Origin of the sequence: Sphingomonas hankookensis, assembly GCF_001619955.1 — a bacterium.
Taxonomy (GTDB): Bacteria; Pseudomonadota; Alphaproteobacteria; order Sphingomonadales; family Sphingomonadaceae; genus Sphingomonas; species Sphingomonas hankookensis_A.
The window spans coordinates 20,700-37,519 of record NZ_LQQO01000003.1; the positions used below are offsets into that span (position 1 = coordinate 20,700).

Genomic DNA, 16,820 nt, shown 5'->3' on the forward strand with positions numbered 1-16,820 from the left:
GTCGAGTGGCCACGAGAGGTCCGAAGACCGGCGCGCGCAAGCCCGCCAGTTCCCGATCCACCCGCCCGGCCGCGACCGCTCCGGTCGAGGCTGCCGCATCGACGCCGGTCGCGCCGGTCGCCGAACCGGTAAAGGCGCCGGCCAAGGCGGAGGTTCCGCCGGTGCCGTTCGTCGCCGAACCGAAGCCCGCTCCTGCCGAACTGCCCTTTAAGGCTGAACTACCCGCCATCGATGCCGCGCCCGTCGTGGAACCGGTGGCCAAGGCGGCGGAAGCCGTCGTCGAAACCGCGCAGAACGCGGTCGAGGAAACCACCGCGGCGGTCGAGACCGTGACCGCGCAAGTCGAGGAAAAGACCATGGACGTCACCAACGAAGCGACCGCCACCACCCAGAACGCCGCCAACAAGGCGCAGGCGATGATGGCCGACATGAACGAGAAGGCGAAGGCCGCCATGGAAAAGGGCGCCAAGGGCTTCGAGGAAATGAACGAGATGGCCAAGGGCAACATCGAAGCGATGGTCGAAGCCAGCCGCATCGCCGCCAAGGGCCTCGAAACCCTCGGCCAGGAAATGGCTGAGTACGGCCGCAAGTCGTTCGAGCACGCGACCTCGACCGCCAAGACGCTGGCATCGGTCAAGTCGCCGACCGAATTCATGAAGCTCCAGTCGGACTTCGTGCGCCAGTCGTTCGACTCGTTCGTCGCCGAAGCGTCGAAGACCACGGAAATGATGATCAAGCTGGCCGGCGATGCCGCGCAGCCGATCAGCAACCGCGTTGCGGTTGCCGCCGACAAGGTGAAGACCGTCGCGTAAGCGACCGGTTCACCTGGTCGAACGAAGGGGGCGATCGCGCGAGCGGTCGCCCTTTTTGCTTCGGGGGTGGTATCGACCGGTGCCGCACCCCCTTGCCCTGTCCCCCGGCAATGCCCTATTTTGCGGCGACATGTCTCGACAGCCCAGCATCCCGATGGCCGGTGACGACCGCGACCATGACGACGACCGCTCGACCGGCCTCGGCGTCGCCACGCAGACCCGCGTCAAGAAGCCGACGCCCTACCGCGTCCTGATGCTCAACGACGACTACACGCCGATGGAATTCGTCGTGCTGTGCCTGCAACGCTTCTTCCGCATGAGCATGGAGGAAGCCACGCGGGTGATGCTCCACGTCCACCAGCGCGGCGTCGGCGTCTGCGGCGTCTTCACCTATGAAGTCGCCGAGACCAAGGTCGCGCAGGTGATGGACTTCGCCCGCCAGAACCAGCATCCGCTGCAATGCACGCTGGAGAAGGCTTGAGGCGATCGATCGCATCGTGCGGTTGGCAGAAGACGGCGATCTTTCTGCGCTGATCGGCCTCTATGAATCTGTCGGGTTCAGCGATGCGGCCGACATCGACCGCCGGGGCGCCCTTTGGGTCGAGTTACTGGAATCGGAAGCGACCCATGTGGCGGTGGCGATCGTCGATTCCACGATCGTTGCATCCGCAACACTGATTACTGCGCCCAATCTGCTGCGTGATGGCAGGCGGCACGGTTTCCTCGAAAGCGTCGCCGCCCGTCCGGACCGGCAGGGTAAAGGCCATGGTCGCGCCGTCGTCCGCTATTTACTCGGCTTGGCTTGGCAGGCCGACTGCTACCACGTCCTGCTGCAAAGCGGCCGCTCCGATCCGCGGGTACATCGGTTCTACGAAAAACTGGGCTTCGTCGCGGGTCTCCGCACCGCTTATGTAGCGCATCGACCTGCCTGAGATCCTCCCCACAATGTGGGGAGGGGGACCAGCCGCAGGCTGGTGGAGGGGGCGGGCGGCAGTCGGAACGGTGCTATCTGCCGAAGCCCCCCCCTCCACCATCGCCATCGCCATCGCCATCGCCAACGGTCCGCCCCCCCCCCCGCAAAGCGGGGAGGATCGGAACGCCCCCTTGCGTGTGTGACGCCACACACTAGAAGCTGCCCCATGGATCGTATCGTCATTCGCGGCGGCAATCGCCTGTCCGGCCGCATCGTCATTTCCGGGGCCAAGAACGCGGCCCTCACGCTGCTGCCGTGCGCGCTGCTGACCGAGGAGCCGCTGACGCTGCGCAACCTGCCGCGCCTCGCTGACGTCGACAGCTTCGGCCATCTGCTCAACCAGTTCGGCGTGTCGACCACGATCGAGGGGTCGCACCCATCCGAATTCGGCCGCGTCATGACCATGCGCGGCCAGCGGCTGACCTCGACCGTCGCCCCCTATGATATTGTGCGCAAGATGCGTGCGTCGATCCTCGTGCTGGGTCCCCTGGTCGCGCGCGCAGGCGAGGCGACGGTGTCGCTGCCCGGCGGCTGCGCGATCGGCAACCGTCCGATCGACCTTCACCTCAAGGCGCTGGAAGCGCTGGGCGCCGAGATCGAACTGGCGGCCGGCTATGTGAAGGCCACGGCCCCCGGCGGCCGTCTGCCCGGCGGGCGCTATCGCTTCCCGGTCGTCTCGGTCGGCGCGACCGAGAATGCGGTGATGGCGGCGGTACTGGCCAAGGGCACCAGCGTCTTCGAAAATGCCGCGCGCGAGCCGGAAATCGTCGACCTGTGCCGCTGCCTCGTCGCGATGGGCGCGGCAATCGACGGCATCGGCAGCGACACGCTGACCATCGAGGGCCGCGACCGGCTGCACGGCGCGACCTACGCGGTCATGCCCGACCGGATCGAGGCGGGCAGCTATGCCTGTGCCGCCGCGATCACCGGCGGCGCGGTCGAGCTGGCCAATGTCGTGCCGTCCGACATGCGTGCGACCATCGACGCGCTGGTCGAGGCCGGCGTCGCGGTGCGTGAGGAAGCGACCTCGCTGTTCGTCGAGGCGAGCGGGGATATCCGCCCGATCAACCTGTCGACCGCGCCCTATCCGGGTTTCGCCACCGACATGCAGGCGCAGTTCATGGCGCTGCTGACCCGCGCCGACGGGGCGAGCGTGCTGACCGAGACGATCTTCGAGAACCGCTACATGCACGTGCCTGAACTCGCGCGGATGGGGGCGGACATCACCGTCACCGGCCGCTCGGCGGTGGTGCGCGGCGTCGCCGGCCTCGTCGGTGCGCCGGTCATGGCGACCGACCTGCGCGCGTCGATGAGCCTCATCATCGCCGGCCTGGCGGCGGTGGGCGAGACGTCGGTCAGCCGCGTCTACCACCTCGACCGCGGCTATGAACGGCTGGAGGAAAAGCTGCAGGCGGTCGGTGCCGATATCGAACGGCTGGGCGACGGCTGATCCTCGCCGCTTGAACTAACGCTTATTGTCGGACTATATCCTTCCCAACGGACCGGACGTGGCGCGATAGCCCGCCGGTGCATTGGGAGGGTGACGATGAAGAAGGCGCTTCTGGTCGGGTCGACGGCCATGGCAATGTTGATCGGGGCACAGGCGGCGGGCGCCGCCACGGCCAAGCGGTCGAGCTTTGGCAAGCTGCCCGACGGCACCGCGGTCGAGATGGTTACCCTGACCGGCAGCAACGGCGTCAGCGCGCGGATCATGACGCTCGGCGCCACGCTGCAGGCGTTCAACGCCCCCGACCGGAACGGCAAGGTCGCCGACGTCACGCTCGGCTATGACGACGTCGCCAGCTACGTCACCGCGCCCAATTACTGGGGCCAGACCATCGGCCGCTATGCCAACCGCATCGCCGGCGGCAAGTTCACGCTGGACGGCAAGGCGTATCAGCTGACCCAGAACGACAAGGCCAATTCGCTCCACGGCGGCACGGTCGGCTTCGACAAGCGCGTGTGGCGGATCGTGTCGGTCAAGGACGGCCCGACCGCGTCGGTCACCATGGCGCTGAACAGCCCGAACGGCGACCAGGGTTATCCCGGTGCGCTCGACGTCACTGTCACCTATGCGCTGGACGACAAGGGCGCACTGACCATCGATTTCGATGCCAAGAGCGACGCGCCGACCATCGTCAACCTGACCAACCACGCGCTGTTCGACATGGGCGGCGAGGGCAGCACGGTCGGCACGATGAACCACAAGCTGACCATCCCGGCCAGCCGCTACACGCCCGTAAACGACGCGCTGATCCCGACCGGCGAGCGGCGCGCGGTCGCCGGCACGGTGTTCGACTTCACCCGTGGCCGCATCGTCGGACAGGACGTGCGCGACGGCCGCGATGCGCAGATCGTCGCCGGGCGCGGCTACGACCATAATTTCGTGCTCGACGCCGGGATCACGAAGGAGCCGAAGCTGGCCGCCCGGCTCGAAGACCCCGCCTCCGGCCGTGTTCTCGAAGTGCTGACTACCGAGCCGGGCGTGCAATTCTACTCGGGCAATTTCCTCGACGGCACGCTGATCGGCAAGAAGGGGCATGTGTACCGCATGGGCGACGGCATCGCGCTGGAGCCGCAGAAATTCCCCGACACGCCCAACCAGTCGGCCTTCGGTTCGGCACGGGTGGAGCCGGGCAAGCCGTACCATCACCGCATGGTGTACCGCGTGTCGGTGGCGCGGTAAGGGCTGCAACGGGCAATCTTCGTCATTCCCGCGAAGGCGGGAATCCATAGACGCTATCGGTTCGAATCTATCCGCGACGATAGCGTGTATGGATCCCCGCCTGCGCGGGGATGACGATAGGGAACGCGACTTAACCAAACCCTCAATGTGCGTGCACCATCGCGCAATCATCCCCCGTCTCGATCTGCACCGTCGCATGACCGATGCCGAAGTCGTGCTCCAGCCGCTCGCCCAGCGCGGCAAGGAACGCATCGCCCGGATGCCCGCCGGGCACCACCAGATGCGCGGTCAGCGCGGTCTGGGTCGTGCTCATCGGCCAGATATGCAGGTCGTGCACCCGCACCACGCCCGGCTGCGCCGCCAGCACCGCCTCCACCGCCGACGCGTCGATCCCGCGCGGCACCGCCTGTAGCGCCAGCAGCACCGATTCGCTCAGCAACCCCCAGGTCCCGATCAGGATGATCGCGACGACGATCAGGCTGACCAGCGGGTCGATCCACGCCGCCCCGGTCCACAGCATCGCCAACCCGGCGATCACCACCCCGGCCGACACCGCCGCATCGGCGGCCATGTGGAGATAGGCACCGCGGATGTTGACGTCGCCATGCCGTCCGCGCGCGAACAGCAGCGCGGTCGCGACATTGACGACGATCCCGGCCAGCGCCACCCACACCACCGGCCAGCCGTCGATCGCGCGCGGGCTGCCGAGCCGCTGGATCGTTTCCAGCAGGATCGCGCCGACCGCCATCAGCAGCACCAGCGCATTGGCGAGTGCGGCGAGGATGGTCGACGCGCCCAGCCCGTAGGTGAAGCGCGGCGTCGCCGGCCGCTTGGCCAGTTCCATGCCGCCCCAGGCGATCAGCAACCCCAGCACGTCGGACAGGTTGTGCCCGGCATCGGCGAGCAGCGCGACCGAATCGAACCAGAAGCCGGCGGCCCCTTCGATAATGACGAAGCCGATGTTGAGGATCGTCCCGATGGCGAAGGCCCGGCCGAAATCGGTCGGCAGGTGATGATGCCCGCCCGCGCCGTGCCCGTGCGCATGGCCATGCCCGTGACCGTGCCCGTGATCGTGGTGGCCATGACCGTGATGATGTGCGCCCATGTCCGCCTTCTGGCACCGGCCCGCGCTGCTGACCAGACTCGTCCGTGGCGGTGGGGCTGCCCTGGCCGACCTTCCGGACAGGACGGTGTCGGGAAAGACCGTTCGCAGATGCCTCGAACCGACGGCCCGCCCGGCCCATCGTGGCTAACGCGCCGGTAACCGACCAAAACGGGATCGAAACGGCCCGTCGCGCGCTGATCCGGCAATTCCTGCGACTCCGGTCGCCAGTCGGGTAAGTTTGCAGACGTCATGGAACCGAATGACCCCGTAGCGCGCGTCCTGATTGTCGATGACGATCCGGCGGTGCATGATTCCTATCGCATGTCGTTCGCTCCGGCGGACGATGCCGCGCAGCTGGCCGATCTGGCGGCCGAACTGTTCGACGATGTGACACCCGGCGACACGCCGCCGCTCGCCATGACCTTCGATCATGTCCATCAGGGGAATGAAGCGGTCGCGGCCGTCGAACGCGCGGTGCGGGACGACCGGCGCTTTGCCGTCGCCTTCATCGACGTGCGGATGCCGCCGGGCATCGACGGGCGCGAGACCGCCCGCCGCATCCGTGCGATCGACCCCGATGTGCAGATCGTGATCGTGACCGGCTATTCCGACTTTTCGCCGGCACAGATCGCGCGGGTCGCCGGACCGCCCGACCGGCTGTTCTACATCGCCAAGCCGTTCACCGCCGAGGAAGTCGTCCAGACCGCGACCGCGCTGTCGCATCGCTGGCTGGCGGATCGCGAGCTTGCCCGGACCCGCGCCGCGCTGGCGACCAAGATCGAGGAGCTGGAGGATCAGGCGCGCGAGCTGGCCGCGAACGAGAGCAAGGCGATCCGCCTCGCCAATCGCGATCCGCTGACCGGTGCGCCCAATCGGTTGGCCTTCCTGCGCAACCTGTCCGAACAGGCGCGGCGACCGGGCGCGTTCGCGATGGCGATGATCGATCTCGACCGGTTCAAGCTGATCAACGACACGCTCGGTCATCTGGTCGGTGATGAGCTGATCCGCACCATCTGCGCCATCCTGATCGACCGGACCGGCGACCATGGCTTCGTCGCCCGGCTGGGCGGGGACGAATTCGGCGTGCTGCTGCATGTCGATACCGCCGATGCGGCGGTGATGCGCTGCGAACGGCTGGTGCGCGCCTGTTCGGCCGATCTGCAGGTGTTCGGCCATCCGATCCATGGTGCGGCGTCGATCGGCGTGGTCATGGTCGCCGGCGATACCGGGCGCGATCCGGTCGACGTGATGCGCCGTGCCGATCTGGCGCTGAACGAGGCCAAGCGTTCGGGCCGGGGCGTGGTGCGGCTGTTCGACGACAGCATGGACGAATCGATCCGATTCCGTCGGCGGGTCGAGGAGGGGCTGACCCAGGCGATCGCGAAGCAGGAACTGGCGCTGCTCTATCAACCGATCGTTGCGCAGGGGACGCTGGACATCGTCGGGTTCGAAGGGCTGCTGCGGTGGAACAGCCCCGATCATGGCGCGATCGGTCCGGCGACCTTCGTGCCGATCGCCGAGGAATCGAACCTGATCCACGACCTTGGCGACTGGGTGCTGGATAGCGCGCTGGCGATGCTCGCCGACTGGCCAAGCCAATATGTCTCGGTCAATTTTTCCCCGCGCCAGTTCCGACGGCAGAATTTCGTCGGGCATCTGGTCGAAAAGGTGCAGCGCGCCGGCATCGCCCCCGACCGGTTGCAGATCGAAATCACCGAAACGGCGATCTTCGACGATGCCGAACGTGCCGCCGACACACTCTATCGGCTGCGGCAGATGGGGTTCCGCATCGCGCTCGACGATTTCGGCACCGGCTATTCCTCGCTCTACAATATCCGCAAATTCGCGCTCGATTGCCTGAAGATCGATCGCAGCTTCATCGACGGCATGGGGCGCGAACGCGAAAGCGCGGCGATCGTCCATTCGATCATCCACCTCGCCCGCGCACTCCGGCTGGAGGTGGTGGCCGAAGGGGTGGAAACCGAACAGCAGGTGCAGGCACTGCGCCTTGCGGGATGCTCGCATCTCCAGGGCTATTTCCTCTCCCGCCCGGTCGATGGCGCGGCGGCGACCGATATGGCGCGTAGCGGCGCGTGGCCGGGGCAGGCGCGGATATCGGCCGAACCCGGCCGCGCATGACCGCGCGGCGCGCCCGTCCGCTCGGCGCGGCGCTGCTCGGACGCATGGCGCTGGTTGGGCTCGCCGGGATCGCGCTGGCGGGCGGGGTGCTGGGGGTCGTCGCGGGACCGGCGGTGGCGTGGGGAAGCGTGGCGGTGGGTTTGCTCCTGCTCCTGCTGCTGCTGGTCACGCTGTGGCGCGGCATTGCCCGCTGGGTCACCGATCCGCTGCGCCAGGTCGATCAGGACATGGCGGCGATGGTCGAACCCGGGGAAGCCACCATACCCGATCCTGTGCCGGCTCCGGCCGAGATCCACTCGCTGTCGCGGCGGCTGGCGGTGGTGCGGCGGCAGATGCAGGATCAGGCGGGGCAGCGCGAATTGCGCTCCTTTCGGCTGGGGCGCTCGGAAAGCCGCGCGGCGCTGGTCCATAACGCCCGCAACGCGCTGTCGCCGATCAGCGCGATCCTGTCGCACGGGCTGGCCCAGCCGCCGGTCGCCGAACGCGACGTGATCGAGCGGGTCGTGTCCGAACTGGCGCGCGGGGATGTGCCGCCCGACCGGCGCGAAAAGCTCGCCGCCTATGTCATGACCGCGATCGATGCGGCGGCGCGGGCGCGGATGGAGCGGCTGGCCCAGTTCGAAACGGGCCGCGCGGCGCTCGCCAACGTACTCGACATCATCGGAGGGCCGCAGGACATGGCGGCGGAGGGCGTGGCGCTCGACCGCTGCGACGTCACCGACCTGATCGCGCGCAACGGTGCGATCGCCCGCTATGGCGACGACCGCTCGATCGCGGTGACCTTTCCCGCATCGCCCTGCTGGGTGCGCGCCGACCGGGTGATCCTCAGCCAGGTGATCGGCAACCTGTTCCGCAACGCGACCGAAGCGATCGCCGCCCGGGGCGGCGGCGACGGGCAGGTGATCGTCACCATCGTCGACGCACCCGTCGTGACGGTGACGATCGCCGATGATGGCGAGGGCTTCGATCCGCTCGATGCGCCGATGCTGTTCCAGGCCGGCTATTCCACCCGCAAGGCCAAGTCGGGCGGGCTGGGACTGCATTGGTGCGCGAACTGGATGGCGGCGATGGGCGGCGCGCTGCGCCTCGAAAGCGAGGGGCCGGGTCTGGGCGCCCGCGCCATCCTGACCCTGCCCGCGGGGTAAGGGGCATCCGCTCCGTCACCCCGGACTTGATCCGGGGTCCCGCTTCTTCTTCTTGTCGTTGGGACGATTACACGGCGATCAGGGACAAAATCCGCGCCGCATCGGCATGCCGGCAGATCAGCAGATCGGGCAGCCAGGTATCATGACAATTATAATAAAGCGGCGTCCCATCGATCCGCGACGCATGCAGCCCGGCGGCGAGCGCGACGGCGACCGGCGCACAGCTGTCCCATTCATATTGCCCGCCGGCGTGGAGATAGATGTCGGCCTCGCCCCGCACCACCGCCATCGCCTTGGCTCCGGCCGACCCCATCGGGATCAGCTCGGCATCGATCGCCTCCGCCACCGCCAGTGCCTGCGGTGCTGGGCGGGTCCGGCTGACGACCATGCGCGGGCGTGCCGGGGCGGGGGGCACGATCGGCGCGGGGCTGCTCGACAGGGTAACGCCGAGTGCGGGCAGCGCCACCGCACCCGCCGCCGCGCGCCCGCCTACGGCAAGTGCTACGTGCACCGCCCAGTCGTCGCGCCCCTCGGCATATTCGCGCGTGCCGTCCAGTGGATCGACGATCCATGTCTGCGACGCCGCGCAGCGGGCCTTGTCGTCGGCCGACTCCTCGGACAGCACGAACGCCTGCGGTCGCGCCGCACGCAGCCGCTCGAGGATCAGCGCGTTCGCTTCCCTGTCGGCCCGGTCGCCCAGCGCCTTGCCGGTCTCGCGCCCTTCCTCCCGGATCGCGAGGAGCAATTTGCCCGCCTCGGCGGCGATGGCGGTCGCCAGCAGCGCGTCGTCGGTCACAGCACCGGCGCCCAGATACCCAGAACATGCTCGACGATGCGCTCGGCGGCGGCTTCCGGCGTTTCACGCGTCGTATCGACATGGATTTCGGGTGAAAGCGGCGGTTCGTACGGGCTGTCGATGCCGGTGAAGTTGGCCAGCGCCCCGCTACGTGCCTTGGCGTACAGCCCTTTCACGTCGCGTGCCTCCGCGACGGCCAATGGCGTATCGACGAACACCTCGACGAACTCGCCCTCCGGAAGCATCGACCGCGCCAGGTCGCGCTCGGCGCGGAAGGGGGAGATGAACGCGGTCAGCACGATCAAGCCCGCATCGGCCATCAGCTTGGCGACCTCGCCTACGCGACGGACATTCTCCACCCGATCGGCATCGGTGAACCCCAGATCGCGGTTAAGGCCATGGCGGACATTATCGCCATCCAGCAGGAAGCTATGTTTGCCCAACGCGTGAAGTTTCTTCTCCACCAAATTCGCAATCGTCGACTTGCCCGACCCGGACAGGCCGGTGAACCATAGCACGCGGGGGGACTGGTTCTTCTGCGCGGCATGGGCCTCGCGGGTGATGTCGATCGACTGCCAATGGACGTTCTGGCTGCGGCGCAGGCAATAATCGATCATGCCGGCGGCGACGGTGGCGTTGGTGATCTTGTCGATCAGGATGAACCCGCCAAGGTCGCGATTGTCGGCATAGGGTTCGAAGGCGATGCCGCGGTCGGTGAACACGTCGGCCACGCCGATGTCGTTCAGCTGCAGCGTCTTGACCGACAGTTCGGCCAGCGTGTTGACGTCGACCGCGTGGCGCGGAGTCTGCACCGTAGCGGAGACCAAGCCTGAACCAGTCTTCAACCAATAGGCACGACCAGGCAGCAGCGGTTCGCCATCCATCCATACGATGGTCGTGCGGAACTGGTCGGCGACCTGGGGCGGGGCGTCGGCAGCAGCGATCACGTCGCCGCGCGAACAGTCGATCTCGTCCGCAAGAGTGATCGTAACAGACTGCCCTGCGACCGCCTGTTCCAGATCGCCGTCCATCGTGACGATGCGCGCGACATGCGACGTCTTGCCCGATGGCAGCACCCGCACCGCATCGCCGGGGCGCACCGTGCCGCTGGCGATCAGTCCGGCGAACCCGCGAAAGTCGAGATCCGGGCGGTTGACCCATTGCACCGGCAGGCGGAACGGCCGCGCGGCCGCCGCCTCGCTGTCCAGTTCGACCGATTCGAGATGTTCGATCAGCGCCGGTCCGCTGTACCATGGCGTGTTGGCCGAAGCGGCGGCGATATTGTCGCCCTTGAACCCCGACAGCGGAATTGCGGTAAAGCCGGCGATGCCGATCGATTCGGCGAAAGCGGCATAATCGGCGACGATGCTATCGAAGATCGCCTGATCATAGCCGACCAGATCCATCTTGTTCACCGCCAGCACGATGTGACGGATGCCGATCAGGTGCGCGAGATAGCTGTGCCGCCGTGTCTGAGTCAGCACGCCCTTGCGTGCGTCGATCAGGATCACGGCGAGGTCGGCGGTCGATGCGCCGGTCACCATGTTGCGGGTATATTGTTCGTGGCCGGGGGTGTCGGCGACGATGAACTTGCGCTTCTCCGTCGCGAAGAAACGATAGGCGACGTCGATGGTGATGCCCTGTTCGCGCTCGGCGGCGAGACCGTCGACCAGCAGCGCGAAGTCGATCTCGCCGCCTTGGGTGCCGACCCGCTTGGAGTCGCTCTCCAATGCGGCCAGCTGATCCTCGAAGATCATCTTCGAATCGTAGAGCAGCCGGCCGATCAGCGTCGACTTGCCGTCGTCGACCGACCCGCAGGTGATGAAGCGCAGCAGCGACTTGTTCTGATGCTGCGCGAGATAGGCGTCGATATCGGCCGCGATCAGCGCATCGGGCGTGTAGGCGGGGGCGGTTGCCATCAAAAATACCCCTCCTGCTTCTTTTTTTCCATGCTGGCCGATCCCGCATCGCGGTCGATCGCGCGACCCTGCCTTTCGGAGGTGGTGGTCAGCAGCATCTCCTGAATGACCTCCGACAGGGTCGCTGCCTCGCTCTCGACCGCGCCGGTCAGCGGATAGCAGCCGAGCGTGCGGAAACGGATCGAGCGATCGACCGGGACTTCGCCGGGCAGTAGCCGGAAGCGGTCGTCATCGACCATCAGCAACATGCCGTCGCGCTCGACGGTTGGACGCGGCGCCGCGAAATAGAGCGGCACGATCTCGATCCCCTGCGACAGGATGTACTGCCAGATATCCAGCTCGGTCCAGTTCGACAGCGGGAAGACGCGGATCGATTCGCCCTTCGCCTTGCGCGCATTATAGAGGTGCCATAGTTCCGGCCGCTGCGCCTTCGGGTTCCAGCGGTGATTGGCTGAGCGGAACGAGAAGACGCGCTCCTTGGCGCGGCTCTTCTCCTCGTCGCGGCGCGCGCCGCCGAACGCGGCATCGAAGCCATAATGGTCGAGCGCCTGCTTCAGCCCCTCGGTCTTCCACAGATCGGTGTGCAGGCTGCCATGGTCGAACGGGTTGATCCCGCGCGCCTTCGCTTCCGGATTCTGGTGGACGAGCAGCTCCATGCCGGCATCGCGCGCCGCCTTGTCGCGTAGGTCGTACATCGCGCGGAATTTCCACGTCGTATCGACATGGAGCAGCGGGAAGGGCGGGGGAGCGGGGTAGAAAGCCTTCTTGGCAAGGTGCAGCATCACCGCCGAATCCTTGCCGACCGAGTAGAGCATGACCGGGCGTTCGGCCTCGGCCACGACTTCGCGCAGGATATGGATGCTCTCCGCTTCCAGGCGCTGGAGATGGGTAAGGCGGTCGGGGGAAGGCTCGGTCATGTCGGGATCGCAGGTAGCGATCCGGTCCGGCCCACCAAAGCAACGATTCCTGCGGCGTGCGGCAGTTCAGCTATCGCGTGGAGCTGGGACCAATACGATCACGGCCCTATCCATCGTACCACGATCATGTGCAGTCAAAAAGCGCCTGGGAACTGCCCGGCGTACCGGACCGTCCCAGGCGCCGGTTCCGTTCAGATCGGACGCAGATCGTCGCCGTAATTGTCACGGAACAGAGCAAAAAATGCCTGCATCTTCATTCTCCCAGTTACGCCGAAGCGCCCGGACGTATTAACGTAAAATTAACCCTACGCCAAATCGGAATCGCAACGACCGCACGCAGAGTGCGGATCATCGCCGTTAACCGAAGTTTTGCAGTTGGGTAGGTAGCGAAGGCGGGTCATGCGTCGCGCCGAATCGGACCAATTCCCGCGGGTCGGGGCCCGGGATCCATCACGATCCGCTGGCGGAGCGTCGGTTGGGCATGCGGTTCCCCCCTACCGATTCCTGTTGCTGGCCGAACTCGAAGATTTCGTCGCCCTGCGTCGCAGCGTCGGAGTGGCTCGCGCGCGGCTGGTGATGGACGACGTCATCGCACGGCTGGAAACGGCGCTGCCGATGATCCGCGCCATTCCGGCAGGACCGGCGATGCTGGAACTGTCGTTCGACTGCGACTCGTCCGCCGAAGGCGTCGCGACCGTTGAGCAGGTGCGAGCCACCATGGTCGCGCCGTTCGACCTGGACGGCGAATCCCATCGCTTGTCGTTGCGAATCGGTGGTGGTGGCGCGCCGACCCATGATGCCGACGAGCTCCGCCTGATCGAATCCGCCGAACAGGCGCTGGCTGATGCGCGCGAGATTCGCAGCGACGTCGTGCGCGACCTTGCCAATCCATCGGCCGGCGACGACCCCATCCAGCTGATGCGCGAACTGCCCGAGGCGATCGCCAGCGGGCAGATTTTCCTGCAATATCAGCCCAAGGTGCGGGTGCGGCAGCAACAGGTGGTCAGCGCCGAGGCATTGGTGCGCTGGCGCCATCCGGTGCGCGGACTGATCCTGCCGGGCATGTTCATCGAAGCGGCCGAGCGTTCGAACGCGATCGGTCCGCTGACGCTGTGGATCATCGAGCGGGCGATCGCCGACCAGCGCGTGCTCGCTGCTCAGGGACACGACATTCCGATCTTCATCAATATCTCGGGCGTGCTGCTGTCCGATGCGGGCTTCGTCCGCGATGCCTGCGCGCTGGTCAGCGGGGGCGGTGCGAAGATCGGGTTCGAGATTACCGAAACGGCGGTGATCCGCGATCCGGAAAGCGCCATCGCCAATCTCGGCATCTTCGCGCGCATCGGCGTGCCGCTCGCGATCGACGATTATGGTGCGGGATTGTCGTCGCTCGCCTATCTCAAGCGGCTGCCCGCCCGCGAACTGAAGATCGACAAGCTGTTCGTGACCCAGCTGACCAGCAGCAACCGCGATCCGCTGATCGTCCGCTCGACCATCGATCTGGCCCATGCGCTGGACATGGAAGTGACGGCGGAAGGCGTGGAGACGCCCGCCGCGCTGGCGCTGCTGGGGGTCATGGGGTGCGACATGGTGCAGGGGTTCCTGATCAGCCGCCCGATCGAATTTGCCGCGTTCCTGACCTTCCTGTCCGAAGAACGGCATGTCGCGGCGATGGCGGGACCGCGATTCTCGTTTCACCGTGACGTGGGGCAGTGGAAGGTCGGCTAAGCAGGAAGCCGCGACGGACCGGATGATCCTACCCTGCAATGTGCACGACAGATGCCGCGATCAGCCGACTGGGCAAACTTACTCGCGGTTAACCTCGTCCGTCGCATGATGAACCATGACCGCGCGACGTGCCGCTCCCGTCCTGTTCTTCGCTGCCGCCTCACTGGCGCCAATGCCGGCCATGGCGCAGGCCAACCAGCCCATCCTCGAAGCAAGGTTCGAGGCAGCACGTTCGGGGCTGGTCGCCCAACCCGAGCGGGGATTGCAAGAAGGCGAGTCGCTGGAAAAGGCGGCAGGCGAGCGTGATGGTGCGGACTCACCCTTGGTTGCTGCCAGTATCTGGCTCCAGGCGGAGGCGTATGCCCGGCTCGGTCGACGTGCCGACGCGCGTCGCGAAATTCGCTCTGCGCTGTCGCTCGTGCAACGACGGCGACCCCGGCTTCCGCTGGAAGGTGATATTCTTCGCACGCGAGGGGACGTCGCTTCCGACGAAGGGAATGTCAGTTCTGCGCTGAACGACTATCAGATGTCGTATCGCATCTATCAGGAAACAGGAGACGCCAGAGGTCAGTCGCTGGCGCTGCTGAGCATAGGTGCCTTGTATCGACAGGGATCGGATTTCAGCGCCGCTCTCAAATATTATGGGCAAGCGATCGATGCCTATGCTGCTGATCCCGTCCTGTCGGTATCGTTGCTGAACAATCGCGGTAACGTACTCACCGAAATGGGGCAGTATCGTCGCGCTTTGACCGACTTCCGCCGCGCATTGGAACTGGTAGGCCGGATCAGCAATCCTGCCTTCGAAGCACGTATCTACGGTAACATCGCGCGCGCCTATCGTGGCGAGGGTGCGCCGAATGCTGCATGGCAGGCGGCCGTTCGGGGGATGGCGATCGCGCGGGCCGCCGATGCGATAACCGCGCTTAATCAGTTGCAGACGCTGGCCGGGCGGATAGCCGCTGATCGCGGCGACTTCCGGACTGCGGTAAGGCTGGTGGATACGGCGTTCGAGGATGTCGACCTGACGACCACGCCACTGACGGCGCGGGACAATCATCGCAATGCTTACGGGGTTTATGCCGCCGCCGGGGAAACCGCGAAGGCGCTCGCCCATCTCGAGGCGCTCGACCGGCTGAACGAGCAGGCGACGCAGCTCACCACCTCGACCAAGACCGCGCTGATGTCGGCGCGGTTCGATTTCCAGAACCAGGAACTGCGCATCGCGCGGTTGCAGCAGGAGGAATTGCGCCGCAACGTCGCGTTCGAACGGGCCAATGCGCGGTTCGAGCGTATCCTGTTCGGCAGCATCGCCGCGGCCGTCGCAGTGCTCCTTGCGCTGCTGAGCTTCGGCGTGGTGACGTTGCGTCGCAGCCGCGATGCGATCCGGCGCGCCAACGTCGATCTTGCCGCGACCAATGCCGCGCTCGAAAAGGCGCTGAAGGCCAAGGGCGATTTCCTCGCCACGACCAGCCACGAGATTCGCACACCCCTGAACGGTATTCTCGGCATGGCGCAGGTGATGCTGCGCGACGAATCGCTGGCCCCGGCAACCCGCGACCGGCTGGACATCATTCACGACGCAGGGGTCACGATGCGATCGCTGGTCGACGACATTCTGGACGTCGCGAAGATGCAGTCGGGGAATTTGTCGGTCGAACGTGTGCCGACCGACCTGATCGCGACGGTCGAGGATCTGGCACGGCTGTGGCGGCGACAGGCGGAGGATCGCGGACTGGGCTTCGTTGTCGAACTGGGCGACGTGCCCCGCTGGGTGGAGGGAGACCCGGTCCGGTTGCGGCAGATCCTGTTCAACCTGTTGTCGAATGCGCTGAAATTCACGCCGTCGGGCGAGATCGCGCTACGGGTGGCGGCGACGGGCGACCGGCTGTCGATCGCCGTGGCGGACACCGGGATCGGCATCGCACCCGACCGCCTGGAGGAGGTGTTCGAATCCTTCCAGCAGGCCGACACCAGCACCACGCGTCGCTATGGCGGCACCGGTCTCGGCCTGACGATCTGCCGCAATCTCGCGCGGGCGATGGGCGGCGATATCATCGTCAGCAGCGCGCCGGGGCAGGGGGCGACCTTTACCGTCGATCTGCCGCTGGTCACGGTCGCGCCGGAGGTTGTCGGGACCGGTCCGGTGGACCGGGCGGCGCGGGCGGCAACGCTTGCGATCCTCGAACGCAATCCGATCACCCGGGGGATGATGCGCACCCTGTTCGCCGATCATGTCGACGACATGGCGTTCCTCGACGACGCCGCGGGCTTGCTGGACGTGCTGGCGCTGGGATCGACCAACACGGTGCTGGTCGATATGGCCTCGCTGTCGGCGGGGAGCACCGATGCCGATGGCATACTATCGATGGTAGTCGCGGAAGCGCATCAGCGTAACTTGCGCATCGTGCTGCTGGCGCGGGAGCAAGATGATATCGCTCCTCCATGCAAGAATGTCACATTGCTGCAAAAACCTGTTTCGGCTACGCAACTAATCGACGCCTTATTTGTCGTGGGGAAAGGCCGGGCGCCTGCGGTCCCCCTTGTACCGAACGCCGCATAGCGCGATAGCGGATTGCAATATGAACAGCGTCAATGTCTGC

Annotated in this window: 13 protein-coding genes; 9 read left to right on the plus strand and 4 right to left on the minus strand. The window is 66.3% G+C overall.

The annotated features are described in order from the left end of the window. Positions 1–5 precede the first annotated feature (5 nt). The 5 genes from phaP to AVT10_RS03385 all read left to right on the plus strand — a co-directional run bounded on the left by phaP (position 6) and on the right by AVT10_RS03385 (position 4,471). On the plus strand, positions 6–812 hold the full coding sequence (gene phaP / locus AVT10_RS03365) for a phasin family protein (protein WP_066688374.1): 807 nt from the start codon (positions 6–8) through the stop codon (positions 810–812). A gap of 154 nt (positions 813–966) precedes the next feature. Continuing rightward, positions 967–1,293: an ATP-dependent Clp protease adapter ClpS gene (gene clpS / locus AVT10_RS03370; protein ID WP_066688376.1), complete on the plus strand. Its 327-nt coding sequence runs from the start codon at positions 967–969 to the stop codon at positions 1,291–1,293. Between the two features lie 22 nt (positions 1,294–1,315). Beyond that, the gene (locus AVT10_RS03375) at positions 1,316–1,744 is read left to right on the plus strand and encodes a GNAT family N-acetyltransferase (protein WP_198158489.1); all 429 of its coding nucleotides are present in this window, start codon (positions 1,316–1,318) and stop codon (positions 1,742–1,744) included. A 207-nt stretch (positions 1,745–1,951) separates the two neighbouring features. Further along, entirely contained in the window at positions 1,952–3,235 is a 1,284-nt protein-coding gene (gene murA / locus AVT10_RS03380; protein WP_066688380.1) for a UDP-N-acetylglucosamine 1-carboxyvinyltransferase, read from the plus strand. Positions 3,236–3,331: 96 nt separating this feature from the next. Next, positions 3,332–4,471 (plus strand): aldose epimerase family protein, encoded by a 1,140-nt coding sequence (locus AVT10_RS03385; protein ID WP_066688382.1) that lies wholly within the window; start codon positions 3,332–3,334, stop codon positions 4,469–4,471. 142 nt (positions 4,472–4,613) lie between these two features. Here AVT10_RS03385 and AVT10_RS03390 read toward each other — a convergent pair whose 3' ends face one another. Next, the gene (locus AVT10_RS03390; RefSeq protein ID WP_066688383.1) at positions 4,614–5,576 is read right to left on the minus strand and encodes a cation diffusion facilitator family transporter; all 963 of its coding nucleotides are present in this window, start codon (positions 5,574–5,576) and stop codon (positions 4,614–4,616) included. A 249-nt stretch (positions 5,577–5,825) separates the two neighbouring features. On the opposite strand from AVT10_RS03390, the gene AVT10_RS03395 reads away from it, so the two are divergent. After that, positions 5,826–7,715: a GGDEF/EAL domain-containing response regulator gene (locus tag AVT10_RS03395; protein WP_066688385.1), complete on the plus strand. Its 1,890-nt coding sequence runs from the start codon at positions 5,826–5,828 to the stop codon at positions 7,713–7,715. Beyond that, positions 7,712–8,860, plus strand: a complete 1,149-nt coding sequence (locus AVT10_RS03400) for a sensor histidine kinase (RefSeq protein WP_157092675.1) — start codon at positions 7,712–7,714, stop codon at positions 8,858–8,860. Before AVT10_RS03395 ends, AVT10_RS03400 begins: the two co-directional genes overlap by 4 nt. Before the next feature lie 67 nt (positions 8,861–8,927). On the opposite strand, the gene AVT10_RS03405 is transcribed toward AVT10_RS03400, so the two are convergent. From AVT10_RS03405 to cysD, 3 genes are read right to left on the minus strand one after another with little or no spacing between them, the layout of a single operon-like run. After that, a complete protein-coding gene (locus AVT10_RS03405; protein ID WP_084401284.1) occupies positions 8,928–9,656 on the minus strand; it encodes a 3'(2'),5'-bisphosphate nucleotidase CysQ in 729 nt (242 codons plus the stop codon). Beyond that, the gene (gene cysN / locus AVT10_RS03410; RefSeq protein ID WP_066688389.1) at positions 9,653–11,575 is read right to left on the minus strand and encodes a sulfate adenylyltransferase subunit CysN; all 1,923 of its coding nucleotides are present in this window, start codon (positions 11,573–11,575) and stop codon (positions 9,653–9,655) included. The genes AVT10_RS03405 and cysN overlap by 4 nt, the downstream gene beginning before the upstream one ends. Next, a complete protein-coding gene (gene cysD / locus AVT10_RS03415; protein WP_066688390.1) occupies positions 11,575–12,492 on the minus strand; it encodes a sulfate adenylyltransferase subunit CysD in 918 nt (305 codons plus the stop codon). Before cysD ends, cysN begins: the two co-directional genes overlap by 1 nt. Before the next feature lie 507 nt (positions 12,493–12,999). Between cysD and AVT10_RS03420 the strand changes: the two genes are divergently transcribed. Both AVT10_RS03420 and AVT10_RS03425 read left to right on the plus strand, forming a co-directional pair. Then, complete coding sequence (locus tag AVT10_RS03420) at positions 13,000–14,220, plus strand: EAL domain-containing protein (protein ID WP_232307858.1); 1,221 nt, start codon at positions 13,000–13,002, stop codon at positions 14,218–14,220. A 181-nt stretch (positions 14,221–14,401) separates the two neighbouring features. Then, positions 14,402–16,780: an ATP-binding protein gene (locus AVT10_RS03425; protein WP_232307864.1), complete on the plus strand. Its 2,379-nt coding sequence runs from the start codon at positions 14,402–14,404 to the stop codon at positions 16,778–16,780. Positions 16,781–16,820 lie beyond the last annotated feature (40 nt).

What these genes read in the sequence shown, in the direction of transcription:
- AVT10_RS03425 (WP_232307864.1), top strand. Translation starts at nt 14,402, where the DNA reads ATGGCGCAGGCCAACCAGCCCATCCTCGAAGCAAGGTTCGAGGCAGCA.
- AVT10_RS03400 (WP_157092675.1), top strand. Translation starts at nt 7,712, where the DNA reads ATGACCGCGCGGCGCGCCCGTCCGCTCGGCGCGGCGCTGCTCGGACGC.
- cysN (WP_066688389.1), bottom strand. Translation starts at nt 11,575, where the DNA reads ATGGCAACCGCCCCCGCCTACACGCCCGATGCGCTGATCGCGGCCGAT.
- AVT10_RS03390 (WP_066688383.1), bottom strand. Translation starts at nt 5,576, where the DNA reads ATGGGCGCACATCATCACGGTCATGGCCACCACGATCACGGGCACGGT.
- clpS (WP_066688376.1), top strand. Translation starts at nt 967, where the DNA reads ATGGCCGGTGACGACCGCGACCATGACGACGACCGCTCGACCGGCCTC.
- murA (WP_066688380.1), top strand. Translation starts at nt 1,952, where the DNA reads ATGGATCGTATCGTCATTCGCGGCGGCAATCGCCTGTCCGGCCGCATC.
- cysD (WP_066688390.1), bottom strand. Translation starts at nt 12,492, where the DNA reads ATGACCGAGCCTTCCCCCGACCGCCTTACCCATCTCCAGCGCCTGGAA.
- AVT10_RS03385 (WP_066688382.1), top strand. Translation starts at nt 3,332, where the DNA reads ATGAAGAAGGCGCTTCTGGTCGGGTCGACGGCCATGGCAATGTTGATC.
- AVT10_RS03395 (WP_066688385.1), top strand. Translation starts at nt 5,826, where the DNA reads ATGGAACCGAATGACCCCGTAGCGCGCGTCCTGATTGTCGATGACGAT.